The organism is Hydrogenophaga sp., from assembly GCF_965657535.1.
Classification (GTDB): Bacteria; Pseudomonadota; Gammaproteobacteria; order Burkholderiales; family Burkholderiaceae_C; genus Hydrogenophaga.
On the sequence record NZ_CBFHOP010000012.1, the window covers coordinates 12,903 to 28,839 of the forward strand.

Consider the following 15,937-nt stretch of genomic DNA (forward strand, 5'->3'; position numbering starts at 1 on the left):
CCAGCGCCCGCTCAGGCGGCATGAAAGGCCTTCACCTGGGCGCCGCCGGGGGAGCGTGTTCACATGGTGAACACGGTGAGCACGCCGGTGTAGCCATACAGCCGATGGTGCGCAATTTCACCGCCGGCGAAAAACCCCACCAGCGGCACGTCACCCAAGGCGCGGCGCACGATTTGCAGTTCGGCGCTGGGGCTGCCAAAGTGCGGGCCGCCGCGCCCGGAGCAGCTCACGTACACCGCGCCGGCCATGCGCCGGGCCGGGTGCAGTGCGGCATCGGGTTCTGAAGCGGCCAGCGCCGGGGCCATGGACTGGCTTAATTCTTCGGGCTCCAGCTCTTCGCGGACCTCGGCGCACACCCGCGTGAGGTCGGCTCGTGCGGCCTGCACGTTGCGCTCGCAAAACGCCAGCCGGGTACCCACAGGCGCAAGGTCGGCAATGGCCACGCCGCGGCGCCCGGGGTCCAGGCCAATCAGGTGGCGCACGATCACTTCCGGGCCAAACTGGCCGCGCCGTGGCGCCGCCACGCCATCTGCAGCCTCGCCGGTGGGCAGCGTGAGGCCCACCAGGGTGGCGCGCAGGCGGGGCATGGCCTGCTCGGGCTGGTCCAGCGAAATGGCGAGCTCGCCCAACAACACGTCCAGCGCCGGTTCGCCATCCAGCGCCAGCACCAAGTTGCCGTCGGCTTCGGTCACGGTGTGTTCCCGGGCCACCGGCTGGGCGCCCTGGGTCACACGCGACACCATGCCCACCCCCGGCCCAAACGCCACACCGCTCAGCCCGCCATGAAACACACCACTGGCGGCACCCTGGCCGCCCAGGTTGCCGGCGCTGCTGAAGGCAAACTGTACCGTGCTGCTGCGGCTGGCCGACAGACCGCCAAACACATAGCCGCTGGTGGTGCGCTCAGCCACCTCGGCAACCAGCTCGGCCAGTTCGGGGGTGCTGCCGTCGGCATGCACCAGCGCGGTGTGGGCGACAAAACCGCCGGGGCCCGCCACGCGGCCGCTGGCCGACAACGGCGCCACGCCGCTGAACACGCGGTACTGGTCGGGGCTCAGGTCGCAGAGCATCACGGCCAAGGCGGGTTCGTCGAAATACTCCACATTGTTGGCCGCCACGCCCACGCCCACGGTGCCGGTCCAGTCGGTCACCTCGGGCAGCTCGGCGCTCAGGTAGGCCAGCACCGCTTCGGCCTCATTGGCGTAGTGGTCGGTGATGTAGAGCAGCGCCAGCGACGGCGCCTGGGCATGGTCGGGCAGCGACATCTGGGCGCGCAACTGCGCGAGCACCAGCGCAGCGGCCATGCGCCATTGGGGGTGGGTGGCGTGGGCGTAGGGAAAGCGTTTCATGGGTGATCGACCGCGCCACAGCCCGGTGGTTCCGTGGGTTCAGCGGCGCCGGCTGGCCGGCGCTGCTTTCTTGGCTGCGGCTTTCTTGGCTGCGGCTTTTTTGGCAGCAGGTTGTTTGGCCGTTGAGGCCGTTTTCTTCGCCGACCTGGCCTTTGGGGGTGCCGCAGCGCCGCTCAGCGAAAAGCCGGGCACCGGAAAAAAGGCGTTCGGCAGGGTCCAGTCGCCCGGGGCCATGGACTGGGCGGCAGCGGGCTTGCGCGCCACCGCCTTCTTGGCTGGCGGCTTGGCTGCAGCCCGGGGGGCTGGCTTTGCAGGGGGTTGAGGTTTGGCCTTGCCAGGCTTCACGGCGCGGGCGGCTGCCTTGCCCACACCTGCAGCCACACCCACGTTGCGCGCCACCGTGTCGGTGAGCCCCCGGGTGACTTTGCCGGCCATGCTGGTGGCCGTTTTGACGGCTTGCTCGGTCATGCCGCTGGCCACTTCGCGGGTGGTGTCGAGCGCGGTTTGTTTGGCCACGTCTTGCATAGCGTTGGTGGCGATGTGCTGAAACTGCTGAGACAGCGCGCCCCACCACTGCATCGGGTCTACCACACCACCCGCAGACGCATTGCCACGCGGCTTGCGCGACGAGGCTTTGTCCGGCAATGGCGCTGGCTCGTCTTCGGGTTCGTCTTCGTAAGCCTCTTCGTGGTCAGCTTCATCGTCCGCCTCGACTTCGGGCTGCGCGGGCGCGGGTGTGCCGTAGGTGCGCGGCGGAATCTCAAGGCCGGCAAACTGGGTGGGCGCCACCGCCGGGGGCTGGCTGGTACCGGCAAATCCTGCAAAGGTTTCGGCTGCTTTCACCTTCAGCGCGTTGGCCACATCGCCCATGCTGAAGTTCATGTTTTTCAGCGTGGCCAGGGTCATTTTCTGCACCTCCAGCGCCTGGATGGTGGCAGCCAGGGCCTTGGCGTTCTGGTCGAGCCAGAAATGAACCGCTTTCAGTTCTTCAATGCGCTTTTCCAGGTCTTCCACGCTGAAGGTGGGCGCCACCCAGTTACCCAGGTTGGGCAACTGCGGTATGCCCTGACCGAGCCCCTGCGCCACCCCGCCAGCCGCCTGGCCCGCCAGGTTTTGCAGAAACTCAAAGCCCGGCACAAATTTGCCGAATCCACTGCCCGATGTGTCGCTCATGGCTTGTCTCCTGGAGGTTGTTTTGAAGGCCGGCCCACGGCCCTGTGGCTTAGCCAGCGCTGCCGTCGCTGTCCACGCCATAGCGGGGTGCCCGACGCTCTCGCAAGGATGCCACACCTTCGCGCACATCGGGACCGGCAAAACCCATGAATTCCAGCGCCAGCGAGGTGTCAAAAGCCGGTCCGGCCTGGCGCAGCCAGTTGTTGAGCGAATACTTGGTCCAGCGAATGGCGGTCTGGCTGCCCGACGCCAAGCGGTCGGCCACTTCAAAGGCCTTGTCAATCAGGGCGTCGTCTTCCACCGCGAGTGAAACGAGGCCAATGCGCTCAGCCTCTTCGCCGCTGATGGGATCGCACAGCATGAGGTAGTACTTGGCCTTGGCCAGGCCGCACAGCAGCGGCCAGACGATGGCGGCGTGGTCGCCAGCGGCCACGCCCAGGCGGGTATGGCCGTCCACGATCTTGGCGCTCTTGGCGGCAATGGAAATGTCGGCCAGCAAGCCCGCCACCAAGCCCGCCCCCACCGCCGGGCCGTGCATGGCGCTGACGATGGGTTTGTCGCAGTTGATCACGTTGTAGACCAGATCGCGCGCTTCTTTCCACACCCGGGTGCGCACATCAAAGTCGGTGGCCATGTCTTGCACCAGCGCCAGGTCGCCGCCGCCCGAAAAGCCCAGCCCACTGCCGCGCAACACCGCGCAGCGCACGCTGTCGTCGCGGCCCACGTCGCGCCAGATTTCGCTCAGTTCCCAATGCCCTTCGTGGCCGGCGGTGGGCAGCTTGCCATTGCCGCCGGGGCCGTCGGCGCGCATCTGGATATCAAGCACCGACGGGATACCACCCACCAAGGGGCCGCGGCGGGTGATGGCAAGGGTCTGGTAGCGGCTGTAGTCCACGGTCTGCATGGGGTCTCCTGTTGGTGAGGGCGTTGGGCTAAGGAATCGGTTTGCCGCCACCAGCAACCGGCGGGTCGACAGGCGGCACACACCGTTTGATTTTCGTCTCAATCAGGGGCGCTTTTCAGACGGGTTTCAAGGCGGCTTTTCGGGGCCGTTTCGGGGCTGCCACGCGACCCTCGCGGCCCTGATCTGGCGCTCGTTGATGTGCGTCAAAACCCCGCACAACAAGCGGGTGGATCATGTCATTGAGGTTTGCAGACATTTCCTGCAAGCGTTTCGACACCCGAGGACACGACCATGAGCCAGAACATTTCAGACAGTTTTGCCCAGCAGTTGCAGCAAATGCGCACCGAGACATTGGCCCAATTGCGCGCCCAGCGCGGCGGTGCTGTGGGCCGAGCCGAGGCAGCCGCCAACCAGCGGTCCACCGAAAGTGACGACTGGGCGCAAGCGGGCTCCGAGCGCGACTTGGCGTTTGCGATGGACGAGCGCGAGTCGGCCGAACTCGTGGCCATTGATGCCGCCCTGAAACGCATTGCCGACGGCAGCTACGGCCTGTGCCTGGACTGCGGCGTGGCCATAGCCACCGCGCGCCTGCACGCCAACCCCACGGCCATGCGGTGTGTGAACTGCCAGGAAAAAGTGGAAAAAGCGGGCGGTGGCGTGGCAGCGCCCAGTCTATGAACACTTTTCTCTGAACGGCGACACCAGGCCACGTGCGGTTGGCTGGGCGCAAAGTCCGCCAGGGTGCGCGCCCGGATTGTTGACCGATTCCACCTTTGTTTTCACTTCACTTCAGGAGAAACCCCGCATGACCACTTTTCACGCCGTTGTCTGGATGGACCACAGCGAAGCCCACGTGCTGATGTTCGATCGCGAACACGTGGAAGCCCAGCGCATCAAGGCCCGCAGCCACCACACCCCCAAGCACGGGCACGTGGGCCCCGACAAAGATTTTTTCAGCAGATCGCGCAGTCGCTGGAGGGTGTGAGCGAAATCTTGCTCACCGGTCCCGCCAACGCCAAGATCGAATTCCGCGATTTCTGCAAACACCATGCACACGCGGTGGACAAGTGCATCATCGACGTGCTCAGCAGCGACCACCCCACCGACGCGCAGGTGGTGGCCATGGCGCGCCAGTACTTTCTGAAGTACGACCAAACTGCGGCAGACCCCTCACAGCGCTGAGGCGACCGCAAAACAGCCCACCCCTGCCCTGGCGGGTGGATGGGCAAGCGCGCGAGAGGGTGGGGGAATCCTGGCCCTGCCCATGCTTTGCTATGCTGCTCGCATGAGCACCAGCCAGCCCACCACCCTTCCCGCCCGCAGCCTGTTTCACTTGGCCTTCCATGTGACCGACTTGGACGAGGCACGCCGCTTTTATGGCGGTGTGCTGGGTTGCACCGAAGGCCGCAGCACCGACACATGGGTCGACTTCGACTTTTTCAGCCACCAGATTTCACTGCACCTGGGCGAACCCTTCAAGACCACCCGGACAGGCCGGGTGGGCGATCACATGGTGCCCATGCCGCATTTCGGCCTGGTGATGTTGTTGCCCGCATGGCAGGCACTGGCTGAGCGGCTGCAAGCCGCTGGCGTGGACTTTGTGCTGCCGCCGCAGCTGCGCTTTGCGGGGCAGAGCGGCGAACAATGGACGATGTTTTTCTGCGATCCGTTCGGCAACCCGATTGAGGTCAAAGGCTTCGCGTCGCTTGACGGGGTGTTTGCAAGCTGAGGCCCAAGGTTGTGCGCGCCCGCACAACGGCAAAGGCCGCACCACAGCAGCGCGCAGAAAACCCCGGTGCGCGCGCGACCCCCCACACGCAGTGCGCTCACCCAGAGCGCCAACGCTCCAAACGGTCGCATTGGAGCACCCAACGGCATGTCGCAACGCACAGGCTGCACCAGAATCAGGGCGCAGAAGCCCATTCGCAACCTACCGGCCCCAACGCCCTCTGTGCCCCATGCCAAGCTTGTCCGCTCACGCCCTTCCTCACGCCTCGGCCAACGGCCTGTCGCGCCGTCGGTTCACCACCTGGGTCGCCAGCGCGGCATCTCTGGGCGCCCCTGCTTTGAGAGCGCAGCCAGCCAGCCGCCTGGTGCTGGGGCAGTCGGCCGCGTTCAGTGGGCCCGCAGCCCAACTGGGCATCCAGTTCCATGCCGGTGCCAAGCTGTACTTTGACCAGCTCAACGCCAAGGGCGGCGTGAACCAGGCCACAGTGGAAATCAGCCAGCTCGACGATGGCTACGAGCCCGAGCGCTGCGCAGCCAACACCCGCAAGCTGCTGAACGACGACGTGTTTGCCCTGTTCGGCTACATCGGCACACCCACCAGTGTGGTGGCCCTGCCGCTGGCCACCCAGGCGCAAACCCCTTTCTTTGCGCCCTTCACCGGTGCCATGGGCTTGCGCCAGCCGTTCAACCGCATGGCCTTTCACATGCGCGCTTCCTACAACGACGAGACCGCGCTGATCGTCAAGCAGCTGACCAACCTGGGGCTGAAGAAAATCGCGGTCTTCCACCAAAACGACGCCTACGGCAAGGCCGGCCTCGACGGCGTCACGCTGGCGCTGAATGCGATGCAGCTCAAGCCGGTCGCGGTGGCCACAGTCGAACGCAATTCGGTGGACGTGGCGCAGGCGGTGAGCACCCTCAACGCAGCGCAGCCCGACGCGGTGGTGCAGATCAGCGCCTACACATCATGCGCCGCCTACATCCGGGCGGCGCGGGCGGCCGGCTACGGTGGCATGTTCTACAACGTGTCGTTTGTGGGCACGCAGGCCCTGGCCGACGCGCTGGGCAAAGAAGGCGCCGGCGTGGCCGTTTCGCAGGTGGTGCCCACGCCTTACAGCACGTCGCGCCCCATCACCCGCGAGTTTCTGGCGGCCATTGCGCAAGGCGGCAGCAAGGTGCAGCCCAACTTTTCCAGCATGGAAGGCTTCATGGCGGCTAAGCTGTTTGCCGAAGGCATGCGCCGAGCCAGCGGGCGCCTGACGCGTGACAGCCTGATTGGCGGACTGGAAAGCATCCGCGACTTTTCCATCGGCGGCTTCAACGTATCGTTCAGCCCCAGCAACCACGTGGCATCCAAATTTGTGGAACTGTCCATGCTGACGGGCGACGGCCGCGTGCGCACCTGAAGCGCCGCTCCGCGGCGCCACTTCAACCGATCAAGCGTCCTGCGGTGCGATGGTCTGGTCAATGGCACCAAAAATGGTCTGGCCGTCTTGGCCTTTCATTTCAATGCGGATGGTGTCGCCAAACTTCATGAACGCGGTGGAGGGCTGACCGTCCAGAATGGTTTCAATGGCGCGCTTCTCTGCAATGCAGCTGTAGCCCTTGGGCCATGCTTTGCGGCCGTCCACTTCAACCGCCTTGTTGCTCACCGTGCCGCTGCCCACAATGGAGCCGGCGCGCACGTTGCGCGTCTTGGTGATGTGGGCAATGAGCTGGCCGAAATGGAAGGTCATTTCAGGGCCGGCCTCGCACATGCCCACCTTGCGGCCGTTCCAGGTGCTTTGCAGCGTGAGGTGCACGCGCCCGCCCTGCCAGGCATCACCCAGCTCGTCGGGCGTGACCGCTACCGGGCTGAAGGCGCTGGCCGGCTTGCTCTGGAAAAACCCAAACCCCTTGGCCAGCTCGGCTGGAATCAAGTTGCGCAACGACACATCGTTGACCAGCATCAGCAGGCGAACGCCGTCCAGCGCCTGCGCGGGCGTGGAGCCCATGGGCACATCGCCCGTCACCACGGCAATCTCGGCCTCAAAGTCGATGCCAAAGTCTTCGCTGGGCACCACCACGTCGTCACAGGGACCCATGAAGTCGTCGCTGCCGCCCTGGTACATCAGCGGGTCCGAGTAAAACGACTCAGGCACCTCGCTGTTGCGCGCTGCCCGTACCAGCTCCACGTGGTTGATATAGGCCGAACCGTCGGCCCACTGGTACGCACGGGGCAGCGGCGCCATGCACATGGCCGGGTCAAACGGGAAAGCATGGCGCGCTTTGCCCTGGTTGAGCGTCACGTACAGGTCGTGCAACTGCGGGCTGATGAAATTCCAGTCGTCCAGCGCCTGCTGGAGCTTGTTGGCGATGCCGGTCGCATAATGCGCGGTCGACAGGTCGCGGGAAACCACCACCAGTTGTCCGTCGCGCGAGCCGTCTTTGTAAGTGGCGAGTTTCATGCATGTCTCCTGCTGCAGCTTCGTTGAATGGCCATGACGGCACCCGGGACGACCCCACCGGTCTCTCACGGAACGCCACCAGCGTTGCAATTACGAATAGTGAAATAAGTTAACCTATCCGTAAAAATAGAATTCTAGACGCAAAGCCCTGCCCAGCGTGCAACGGCCGCCAGCTGTGTGCCGGAACCGAAACTCGCAGGCCCGTCCAACGTTGACCGCTTTTCAAACACCATGCCCGTAGCCCTCCCCCCCGACGCCGACACCCCCCGCAAGACGCCGGCTGCCACCGACAGCCCGGAAGATGGCGAGCACCTGCGGGCCGGCATCCAGTCGGTCGAAGTGGGGTTCGAGCTGCTCAACGCGCTGTCCAACGCGCCCGGCGCGCTGATGCTGCGCGACCTGGCTGCGGCTGCCGGCATGAGCGCGGCCAAGGCGCACCGCTACCTGGTGAGCTTTCAGCGCATGGGCCTGGTGATGCAAGACCCGGTGAGCACCCGCTACGACCTGGGGCCAGCTGCCCTGCGCCTGGGCCTGGCCAGCCTGAGCCGCATCGACGCGGTGAAGCTGGCCCGCGAGCGCGTGCCCGCGCTGCTGCTGGAAACGGGCCACACGCTCGCCATTGCCGTGTGGGGCAACCAGGGCCCCACCATGGTGCACTGGGCCGAAGCGCCGCAAACCGTACCGGTGACGCTGCGCCTGGGCGACGTGATGCCGCTGCTGACCTCGGCCACTGGCCGCTGCTTTGCCACCTTCATGGGGACCGAAGGGCGCGACGCCCAGCGCATTGCGCCCATGATCCGAGACGAGCTGGTTCGTCTGAAAAAGCTGCCCAACAACGCCATGCCCTTGCTGGACGTGCCCCAAACCCAGCAGGCCGTGCAAGCCATGCTGAACGAGACCCGCCACCACGGTCTGGCGCGCGTGGTGCACAGCCTGGTACCCGGCGTGGGTGGCTTTTGCGCTCCGGTGTACGACGCCCAAGGCCGGCTGGCGCTGGGCCTGGTGGTGCTGGGCTCGGTGGCCACGCTTGACACCCAATGGGACGGCGCCCCCGCCCAGGCCTTGCTGCGCTGCGCACGCCAGCTCAGCGCCGACCTGGGGTACCAGCCCCAGACCTGACCCACCGTGAGCCAACCGCCCAGCAACACCACCGCAGCACCACGCTGGACCACACTGGCCCTGCTGGGTGCTGCAGTTCTGGGGCTGCACCTGATGCTGCTGCAGGACAGCTGGACAACCCAGCCCGCACCCTTGCCCACGGGCACACCCTCGACACTGAGCGCCGGCAAGGTGCACGGCAACGTTCAGGCTGCACCGACACCAACGCCACCACCCTATACAGAACCACCCCGCGCCATCACCAGCACGGTGCGCTGGATCGTTGCCGCCCCTGCGCCCATGGCAGATGCACCGGCCCCTAAGCCCCGACCCGCTGAAAAACCTACCCCCGCAGCAAAAGCGCCCGAGCTGGCGATGCCCACCCCCGCGCAGCGCCAGGTGGACGAAACGATCACCGCTGAACGCCCCGTGGCACCTGCGGCTCCAGCCATGCCCCCGCAGGATGAAGAACCCGTATCAAGCAACGCAGCGCGGCCCGAGCCACCAGAGCCTGCCGAGGCCCTGCCGATGGCGTTGGCCACCGTGGCACCCGAAACCACCCCTGACGCCCCCTCTGCGGTGGCCGAGCCTGAGGCCGCCCCGGTGGCCAGCGAACGTCTCCCACCCGCGAGCCCACCTGCCAGTGCGCAGCTCGCTTACGACGTGGCCGGCACCATCAGAGGCCTGAACTACAGCGCCAGCGGCACGCTGGCCTGGTCCCTTGCCGATGGCCGCTACGAGGCACGCATGGAATTGCGCGTGCCCTTGCTCGGCAGCCGGGTGCAAACCAGCGCCGGGCGCGTAGAGGCCCACGGCCTGCTGCCCGAACGCTTCTCCGACAAGAGCCGCAGCGAGCGCGCCGCCCACTTTGACCATGCGCAGCGCACCATCCGTTTCAGCAACAACCGCCCCGAGGCAGCCCTGCAGCCAGGTGCCCAGGACCGGCTCAGCCTCTTCATGCAACTGGCCGGGATGCTCCAAGCCCAACCCGCCGCCTACCCCGCTGGGCAGTTGATCAGCCTGCAGGTGGCGGGCACCAGCGACGCGGAAACCTGGCGCTTTCGGGTGGGTGAAGAAGAGACGCTGCAGCTGCCCGCCCGCAACCTGCAAGCCCGCCGCCTGGTGCGCGAACCCCGAGAGCCCCGCGACAGCCGCATCGACATCTGGCTGGCCCCCGAACTGGCCTACCTGCCGGTGCGTATCCTCATCACGCAAGACAACGGCGACCACGTCGACCAGCAGCTCAGCCACAGGCCCTGAAACACCGCCCGGCTGTGCCGAAAATGACACGCATCTTGAAACCACCCAGAACGCATCCAACTAAAAGACGGTCTGAACTGCATATCGACCACCAATTGCCGATATAAGGTCATCAGGAACACAGGTTTCTCTTTTAAAAGGATATTTCAGTCATGCACATGCTTTACGACTCAGATGCCTTTGCCGTGGTCCACATCCTGGCCAATGCACCTACCGACAGGGACAACGTCATCGCCGACGGCCCCCAAATCCCCCGCCACGGCTTTGAGATCGTGGACAAGCGCTCAGGCAAAGAGGTGTACCTCGACGGCTCCTGGGCAGAAATGTTCCAGATCCAGATCACCGCCTGGCAACAAAGCACCCCTTCTCAAGAAGAGGTGGAAGACACGCTGGAAGGCTACGCCAGCTTGGCGCAGATGCCGGTGATCATGCATTGAGCCAACCGCTGGTTGCTGGAGCGCGGGCTCTTCCCACCGCGCCCGTCTCACCTTTAGCGCCGGGTGAGCCGTTCAACACCCGCTTACCCTGCAGCCCGGTTGGTTCCGGGCTGCTTTGTTTCAGACAGGCCACCGCCGCATCCAGAGCCGGTACACCGGCTCGGCCAGCACCAACACCGCCACCAGCCGGCACACCTGAAAGGCGGTGACCACGGGCACGCCCAGTTGCAGCACCTTGGCGGTGATGGCCATTTCAGCGATGCCACCGGGCGACGTGCCCAACACCAGGGTGGCGGGATGCAAACCGGTGAGCGCGGCGAGCACCCAGGCAAAGACCGCACAAAGCGCCATCATGGCACCGCTGGCCAACGCCACCGAACCCATCCAGCGCGGCGCGGTATGCACAAAAGCCGGTGTGAAACGGACACCCAGGCTCACGCCGATCACCAACTGAGCCGCGTTGGTCAAGCTGACCGGAATGGCCGACAGCACCACCCCCGACAACGTGAGCCCCATGGTGACCAACAAAGCCCCCATGAACCAGGGGTTGGCGCGGCCCAGGCGCTGCATCAGCAGAGCACCCAACAGCGTCAGACCCGCCAACCAGAGCAGGCCTTGGGCATGGACCTCACGCAACGCATCGGGCAGGCGGTCAATGCCCTGCACGCCCCAGAACTGCAGCGCAAAGGGAATGGTCAGCGTCACGAGCAGCACGCGCAGGCTGTGGGCTGCGGCCACCAGGTCGGTTCGGGCGCCGTGGCGCTCGGCGATCAGCGTCATTTCTGAGGCGCCACCAATCGCGCTCGCAAAGTAGGTGGTGCTGCGCAGCTGGGTCGGGGTAAGCGACGACAGATGCGCGCCGTGGTGGTGGCGCAGCCAGGCGCCAAAACCCAGCCCCAGCGCCAGCGCCCAGGCAATGCCCAGCGCAATCGCCCACCACAGCCCCGCCACCAGCGCGCCCACCGCGGGCGTGAAATACAGACCCAGCGCTGCCCCGATGACCCACTGCCCCGCGTTGCGAAACGGCACCCAGCTTTCGGTGCGAGCGCCCAGCACCGAAACCAGCGAGGTCGCCACCAGCGGACCGATCATCCAGGGAATGGGGGTTTGCAGCCAGACACACAGGCGTGCCGACGCGTAGGCCAGCAGCAGGGTTAGGGCCACGCGGCGCCAGGCGTTGGGTGGGTGGGGAAGCAAAGGCGGCACTCGGGTTTGGTGGTGTGGCGCCCGCCATGCTGGGCGGGCGGCGTAGTATCCCCGCATGAACTGTCGATGCGCTGTCAACCCGGTCCGAAAGGCCGTCCAAAGAGCCCTCTCAGCTGCCCTGCTGGCGGCGGCACTGGCCGCTTGCGCCAGTCCCACGCAGGTCGCCCAGCTGCCGGCTGTTGTGCCTTTGCTGCTGCTGGGCGAACAGCACGACGCACCCGAGCACCAGACCCTGCAACGCGAGACCGTGCAGGCGCTCAGCCAGGACGGCCGGCTGGCTGCCGTGGTGATGGAAATGCTGGAGCATGGCCGCCAGACCACCCACCTGCCACGCAGCGCCAGCGAAACCGAGGTGCGCCAAGCCTTGCAATGGAACGAAGAAGCCAACAACGGCTGGCCCTGGACGGTTTACGGCCCGGTCGTCATGGCTGCGGTGGGCGCGGGCGTGCCGGTGCTGGGTGGCAACCTGCCGCGCGCGCAGATGCGCGGCGCCATGGCAGACAGCACCCTGGACCAGCAGCTGCCACCCGCCGCACTGGCGCAGCAGCAAAGCCACATCCGCGCAGGGCATTGCAACCTGCTGCCCGAGCGCCAGATCGCACCGATGACCCGCATCCAGATCGCCCGCGACCGCAGCTTGGCCGCCGTGGCGGTGGCCGCGCTGCGGCCGGGGCAAACGGTGCTGCTGGTGGCGGGCAATGGCCATGTGCGGCGCGACCTGGGCGTGCCCCAGCACCTGCCCGCCGGTGTGCAACACCATGTGGTGATGGCGCAAGCCGGGTCAAACTCCGCAAGCGCACCCAACAACCAGGCCGATACTGTGTGGACCACGCCCCCTCGCCCGCCCACCGACCACTGCGCCGACCTGAAGCCGCAGATGGGGCGCTGAACGCGGCCCCACCCTGGCGCTTACTTCACGCGCTTGATGGCGTCGGCCAGCACATTGACCATGGTGTCGATGTGCGACTTTTCCACGATGAAGGGGGGTGCGAACACGAGGTTGTCGCCCGCGTTGCGCACCAGCACGCCGCGGTGGTAGCAGTCCATGAACACATCAAACGCGCGCTTCCCCGGCAGCCCGGGCAGCGGCGCCAACTCCACCGCGGCGGCCAGGCCCAGGCTGCGGATACCGATCACATGGGGCAAGCCCTTGAGCGCGCTGTGCATGGCGTCGCCCAGCACCGGGGCCATCTCACCCGCGCGCTCGAACAGATTTTCTTCGCGGAACAGGTCCAGCGTGGCAATGGCCGCCGCGCAGGCCACGGGGTGGCCCGAATAGGTGTAGCCGTGGAAAAACTCAATGGCATGCTCAGGCGCACTGCCGTGCGCGCCCATCATGGCGTCATAGATGCGGTCGGTGCAGACCACACCGCCCAGCGGAAACACGCCATTGGTCACGGCCTTGGCGAAGTTCAGCATGTCGGGCTGCACGCCGTAATAGTCGGAGGCGAAGGCGGTGCCCAGACGGCCAAAGCCGGTGATCACTTCGTCAAAGATCAGCAAGATGCCGTGCTTGTCGCAAATCTCGCGCAAGCGCTTCAGGTAGCCCTGCGGCGGCACATACCAGCCCGCACTGCCCGCCACGGGCTCCACGATCACGGCGGCGACGTTGCTGGGGTCGTGCAGCGGCAAGATGCGGTTTTCCAGCTCCATCATCAGGTCTTCGTCCCACACCGGCTCGGCGTTGTGGATGTACGCGTGGTTCACTGGGTCGTGAATAAAGCGCATGTGATCCACCCGGGGCAGCAAGCTGGTGCCGTACACCTTGCGGTTGGCCGGAATGCCGCCCACGCTCATGCCGCCAAAACCCACGCCGTGGTAACCGCGTTCACGGCCAATAAAGATGTTGCGGTGGCCCTCGCCGCGCGCGCGGTGGTAGGCCAGCGCGACCTTCAGCGACGTGTCGGCCGCCTCTGAACCCGAATTGCAAAACAACACTTTGTTCAGGTCGCCTGGCGCCATGGCCGCAATCATCTCGGCGGCGCGAAACGCCTTGTCGTTGCTGACGCTGAACGCCGTGGCGTAGTCCAGCGTGTCCAACTGCTTTTTGATGGCCTCGTTGATGGGCTTGCGGTTGTGGCCCGCGCCCACGCACCACAGGCTGGAAATGCCGTCGATCACCTGGCGCCCGTCGTGGGTGGTGAAGTGCATGCCGTCGGCGGCCACAAACACCCGGGGGTCTTTCTGGAAGCTGCGGTTGGGGGTAAAGGGCAACCACTGGTTGTCCATGCGAAGCTCGTGGGTGGTCATGGGGTTGTCTCCTGTGCGGCCCGTTAAAGAGGGAAATGCGAGATTCTGGCACCACACGCCCCTGCCAGTGGCTCCACTGCTCAAGGCGCAGGCAGGCCCACCGGCGGCCATGCTGCGACAATCGCACCGCCATGCACCACACCTACGTTCTCACCCTCTCCTGCCAGGACCGCCCTGGCATCGTGCACGCCGTCTCGGGTTTCCTGCTGGAAAACGGCGGCAACATCGAAGAAGCGGCCCAGTACAACGACCCCGACACCGGCCTGTTTTTCATGCGGGTGCAGTTCGCCTGCGGCCAGCTCACCCAGGACGACTTGCGCCTGCACCTGAAGCTATTTGCCGAGCCCTTTGCCATGCAGTGGACCCTACACCCCATGGCCGAGCCGGTGCGCACGGTGATTTTTGTCAGCAAAGAAGGCCACTGCCTCAACGACCTGATGTTCCGCTGGAAGAGCGGCCTGCTGCCGCTGGACATCCGCGCCATCGTCAGCAACCACCGCGATTTCTACCAGCTCGCCGCCGGCTACAACGTGCCGTTTCACCATATCCCGGTGACCGGTGCCACCAAAGCCCAGGCCGAAGCCAAGCAGCTCGACATCATCCGCAGCGAAGGTGCCGAGCTGGTGGTGCTGGCGCGCTACATGCAGATTTTGAGCAACGACCTGTGCCGCGAGCTCTCGGGCAAAGCCATCAACATCCACCACAGCTTCTTGCCCAGTTTCAAAGGTGCCAAGCCCTACTACCAGGCGCACGACCGGGGCGTGAAACTGATTGGAGCCACCGCCCACTACGTGACGGCCGACCTGGACGAAGGCCCGATCATTGAGCAGGACGTAGCCCGGGTGGACCACACCGACACCGTAGAAGACCTGACCGCGCTGGGCCGCGACACGGAAAGCCAGGTGCTGGCCCGCGCTGTGAAGTGGCACAGCGAACACCGCGTGCTGCTCAACGGCCACAAGACGGTCGTCTTCAAATGAGGACACGCCCGGATGCAGCCCTGCGGGCTGCTTCCCCCCACTGGGGCTTCGGTGCGGCCATGCGCGTCGTGCCTGGATCTCATCCCTTCTGACGCAGCGCTTGGGGCAACCGCATGACCATCAGAATTCCGCCAATTCAATGCCTGCTGACATTTGAAGCGCTGGCGCGGTTGCGCAGCGTCACCCAGACCAGCGAAGAGCTGTGCGTCACGCCCAGCGCAGTGAGTCACCGCATCAAGCAGTTAGAACAAATTTTGGGCACCAAGCTGTTTGGGCGGGCCGACTTTTCGCTCACCACCGAAGGCAGCGAATACCTGGCCCATGTGCGCGAGGGCCTGGCCACCCTGCAAAAATTTCCCAGCAACGCCGCCACACCCGGGCGGCGCAAGCTCAAGCTGGCGGTCACGCCCACCTTTGCCCGCTCCATCCTGCTGCCACGGCTGAAGCAGTTCAGTGAAACCTATCCCGAAATCGATCTCACGCTGCAGGTGAGTATTCCCCTGCTGGACGTGGTGGCCGAAGACGCCGACCTGACCATCCGTTTCGGCACCGGCCGCTACGCCGACGTGGAACACGTCTGCCTCATGAAGGACGAAGTCACACCGCTGGCCTCGCCTGCCTTTGCGCGCGAGCACGGCCCGTTTGACGCGCCCGAAGACCTGGAAGGCGTTCCGTTGCTGCGCAGCCCACTGGAGCCCTGGCGCACCTGGTTTGCCGCCCACGACCTCGACTGGCCCGAGCCCGTGGACGGCTCGCAGTTCAACGACATCGGCCTGATGTGCGACGGTGCCGCCGCCGGCATGGGCGTGGCGCTGGTGCGGCTGAAGCTCGCTGCCCCCTGGCTAGAGCACGGTACGCTGGTGCCGCTGTACGAACGCCACGTGCCCAGCCCACACGCCCACTACCTGTGCTGGCGCACCGGCACCATGGACCGCTGGGAATGCGCGGCCTTTGCCGAATGGCTGAAGAAAGCGGTGGGCTGAAGGCGGCCCCCCGTTCGGGTGCCACGGCTGAGCACGGTGTGGCCTCCAGTACGCCCAAACACCCAAAACCGCTCACAACCTGCTGCAAGTTTCTTCAAACCCAGCCAACCGCTTTGGCCTAA

The 15,937-nt window shown here is 65.6% G+C and carries 17 protein-coding genes; 11 read left to right on the forward strand and 6 right to left on the reverse strand.

The window, feature by feature from the left end; translation table 11 throughout:
• Nucleotides 1-59: 59 nt before the first annotated feature.
• From ACTG4K_RS17610 to ACTG4K_RS17620, 3 genes are read right to left on the reverse strand one after another with little or no spacing between them, the layout of a single operon-like run.
• Nucleotides 60-1,349: an FIST signal transduction protein gene (locus ACTG4K_RS17610; protein WP_439115525.1), complete on the reverse strand. Its 1,290-nt coding sequence runs from the start codon at nt 1,347-1,349 to the stop codon at nt 60-62.
• Between the two features lie 39 nt (nt 1,350-1,388).
• Nucleotides 1,389-2,522, reverse strand: coding sequence for a PhaM family polyhydroxyalkanoate granule multifunctional regulatory protein (locus ACTG4K_RS17615; RefSeq protein ID WP_439115526.1), 1,134 nt, complete (start codon nt 2,520-2,522; stop codon nt 1,389-1,391).
• Between the two features lie 49 nt (nt 2,523-2,571).
• Entirely contained in the window at nt 2,572-3,426 is an 855-nt protein-coding gene (locus ACTG4K_RS17620) for an enoyl-CoA hydratase/isomerase family protein (protein WP_439115527.1), read from the reverse strand.
• 291 nt (nt 3,427-3,717) lie between these two features.
• On the opposite strand from ACTG4K_RS17620, the gene ACTG4K_RS17625 reads away from it, so the two are divergent.
• From ACTG4K_RS17625 to ACTG4K_RS17645, 5 genes are all read left to right on the forward strand, one after another.
• The gene (locus ACTG4K_RS17625) at nt 3,718-4,104 is read left to right on the forward strand and encodes a TraR/DksA family transcriptional regulator (protein WP_439115528.1); all 387 of its coding nucleotides are present in this window, start codon (nt 3,718-3,720) and stop codon (nt 4,102-4,104) included.
• Between the two features lie 127 nt (nt 4,105-4,231).
• Complete coding sequence (locus ACTG4K_RS17630; RefSeq protein WP_439115529.1) at nt 4,232-4,411, forward strand: hypothetical protein; 180 nt, start codon at nt 4,232-4,234, stop codon at nt 4,409-4,411.
• Complete coding sequence (locus ACTG4K_RS17635) at nt 4,408-4,608, forward strand: hypothetical protein (protein WP_439115530.1); 201 nt, start codon at nt 4,408-4,410, stop codon at nt 4,606-4,608. Before ACTG4K_RS17630 ends, ACTG4K_RS17635 begins: the two co-directional genes overlap by 4 nt.
• A 103-nt stretch (nt 4,609-4,711) precedes the next feature.
• Entirely contained in the window at nt 4,712-5,155 is a 444-nt protein-coding gene (locus ACTG4K_RS17640; RefSeq protein ID WP_439115531.1) for a VOC family protein, read from the forward strand.
• Between the two features lie 229 nt (nt 5,156-5,384).
• Nucleotides 5,385-6,560, forward strand: a complete 1,176-nt coding sequence (locus ACTG4K_RS17645; RefSeq protein ID WP_439115532.1) for an ABC transporter substrate-binding protein — start codon at nt 5,385-5,387, stop codon at nt 6,558-6,560.
• A 30-nt stretch (nt 6,561-6,590) separates the two neighbouring features.
• Here ACTG4K_RS17645 and ACTG4K_RS17650 read toward each other — a convergent pair whose 3' ends face one another.
• Nucleotides 6,591-7,601: a fumarylacetoacetate hydrolase family protein gene (locus ACTG4K_RS17650; RefSeq protein WP_439115533.1), complete on the reverse strand. Its 1,011-nt coding sequence runs from the start codon at nt 7,599-7,601 to the stop codon at nt 6,591-6,593.
• 231 nt (nt 7,602-7,832) lie between these two features.
• Between ACTG4K_RS17650 and ACTG4K_RS17655 the strand changes: the two genes are divergently transcribed.
• The 3 genes from ACTG4K_RS17655 (at nt 7,833) to ACTG4K_RS17665 (ending at nt 10,396) form a co-directional block, all read left to right on the forward strand.
• Nucleotides 7,833-8,720: an IclR family transcriptional regulator gene (locus ACTG4K_RS17655; RefSeq protein WP_439115534.1), complete on the forward strand. Its 888-nt coding sequence runs from the start codon at nt 7,833-7,835 to the stop codon at nt 8,718-8,720.
• 6 nt (nt 8,721-8,726) lie between these two features.
• Nucleotides 8,727-9,959 carry a DUF3108 domain-containing protein gene (locus ACTG4K_RS17660; protein WP_439115535.1) on the forward strand — a complete coding sequence of 411 codons (1,233 nt, stop codon included), beginning with the start codon at nt 8,727-8,729 and terminating at the stop codon, nt 9,957-9,959.
• A 152-nt stretch (nt 9,960-10,111) separates the two neighbouring features.
• Nucleotides 10,112-10,396 carry a BTH_I0359 family protein gene (locus tag ACTG4K_RS17665; protein ID WP_439115536.1) on the forward strand — a complete coding sequence of 95 codons (285 nt, stop codon included), beginning with the start codon at nt 10,112-10,114 and terminating at the stop codon, nt 10,394-10,396.
• A 120-nt stretch (nt 10,397-10,516) separates the two neighbouring features.
• On the opposite strand, the gene ACTG4K_RS17670 is transcribed toward ACTG4K_RS17665, so the two are convergent.
• The gene (locus tag ACTG4K_RS17670; protein WP_439115537.1) at nt 10,517-11,593 is read right to left on the reverse strand and encodes an AbrB family transcriptional regulator; all 1,077 of its coding nucleotides are present in this window, start codon (nt 11,591-11,593) and stop codon (nt 10,517-10,519) included.
• Between the two features lie 190 nt (nt 11,594-11,783).
• On the opposite strand from ACTG4K_RS17670, the gene ACTG4K_RS17675 reads away from it, so the two are divergent.
• The gene (locus ACTG4K_RS17675) at nt 11,784-12,491 is read left to right on the forward strand and encodes a ChaN family lipoprotein (protein ID WP_439115538.1); all 708 of its coding nucleotides are present in this window, start codon (nt 11,784-11,786) and stop codon (nt 12,489-12,491) included.
• A gap of 20 nt (nt 12,492-12,511) precedes the next feature.
• Here ACTG4K_RS17675 and ACTG4K_RS17680 read toward each other — a convergent pair whose 3' ends face one another.
• Nucleotides 12,512-13,852: an aspartate aminotransferase family protein gene (locus ACTG4K_RS17680; RefSeq protein ID WP_439115539.1), complete on the reverse strand. Its 1,341-nt coding sequence runs from the start codon at nt 13,850-13,852 to the stop codon at nt 12,512-12,514.
• 131 nt (nt 13,853-13,983) lie between these two features.
• On the opposite strand from ACTG4K_RS17680, the gene purU reads away from it, so the two are divergent.
• On the forward strand, nt 13,984-14,832 hold the full coding sequence (purU, locus tag ACTG4K_RS17685; protein ID WP_439115540.1) for a formyltetrahydrofolate deformylase: 849 nt from the start codon (nt 13,984-13,986) through the stop codon (nt 14,830-14,832).
• Nucleotides 14,833-14,945: 113 nt separating this feature from the next.
• Nucleotides 14,946-15,815 (forward strand): LysR substrate-binding domain-containing protein, encoded by an 870-nt coding sequence (locus ACTG4K_RS17690; protein ID WP_439115541.1) that lies wholly within the window; start codon nt 14,946-14,948, stop codon nt 15,813-15,815.
• The last annotated feature ends 122 nt before the right edge of the window (nt 15,816-15,937 follow it).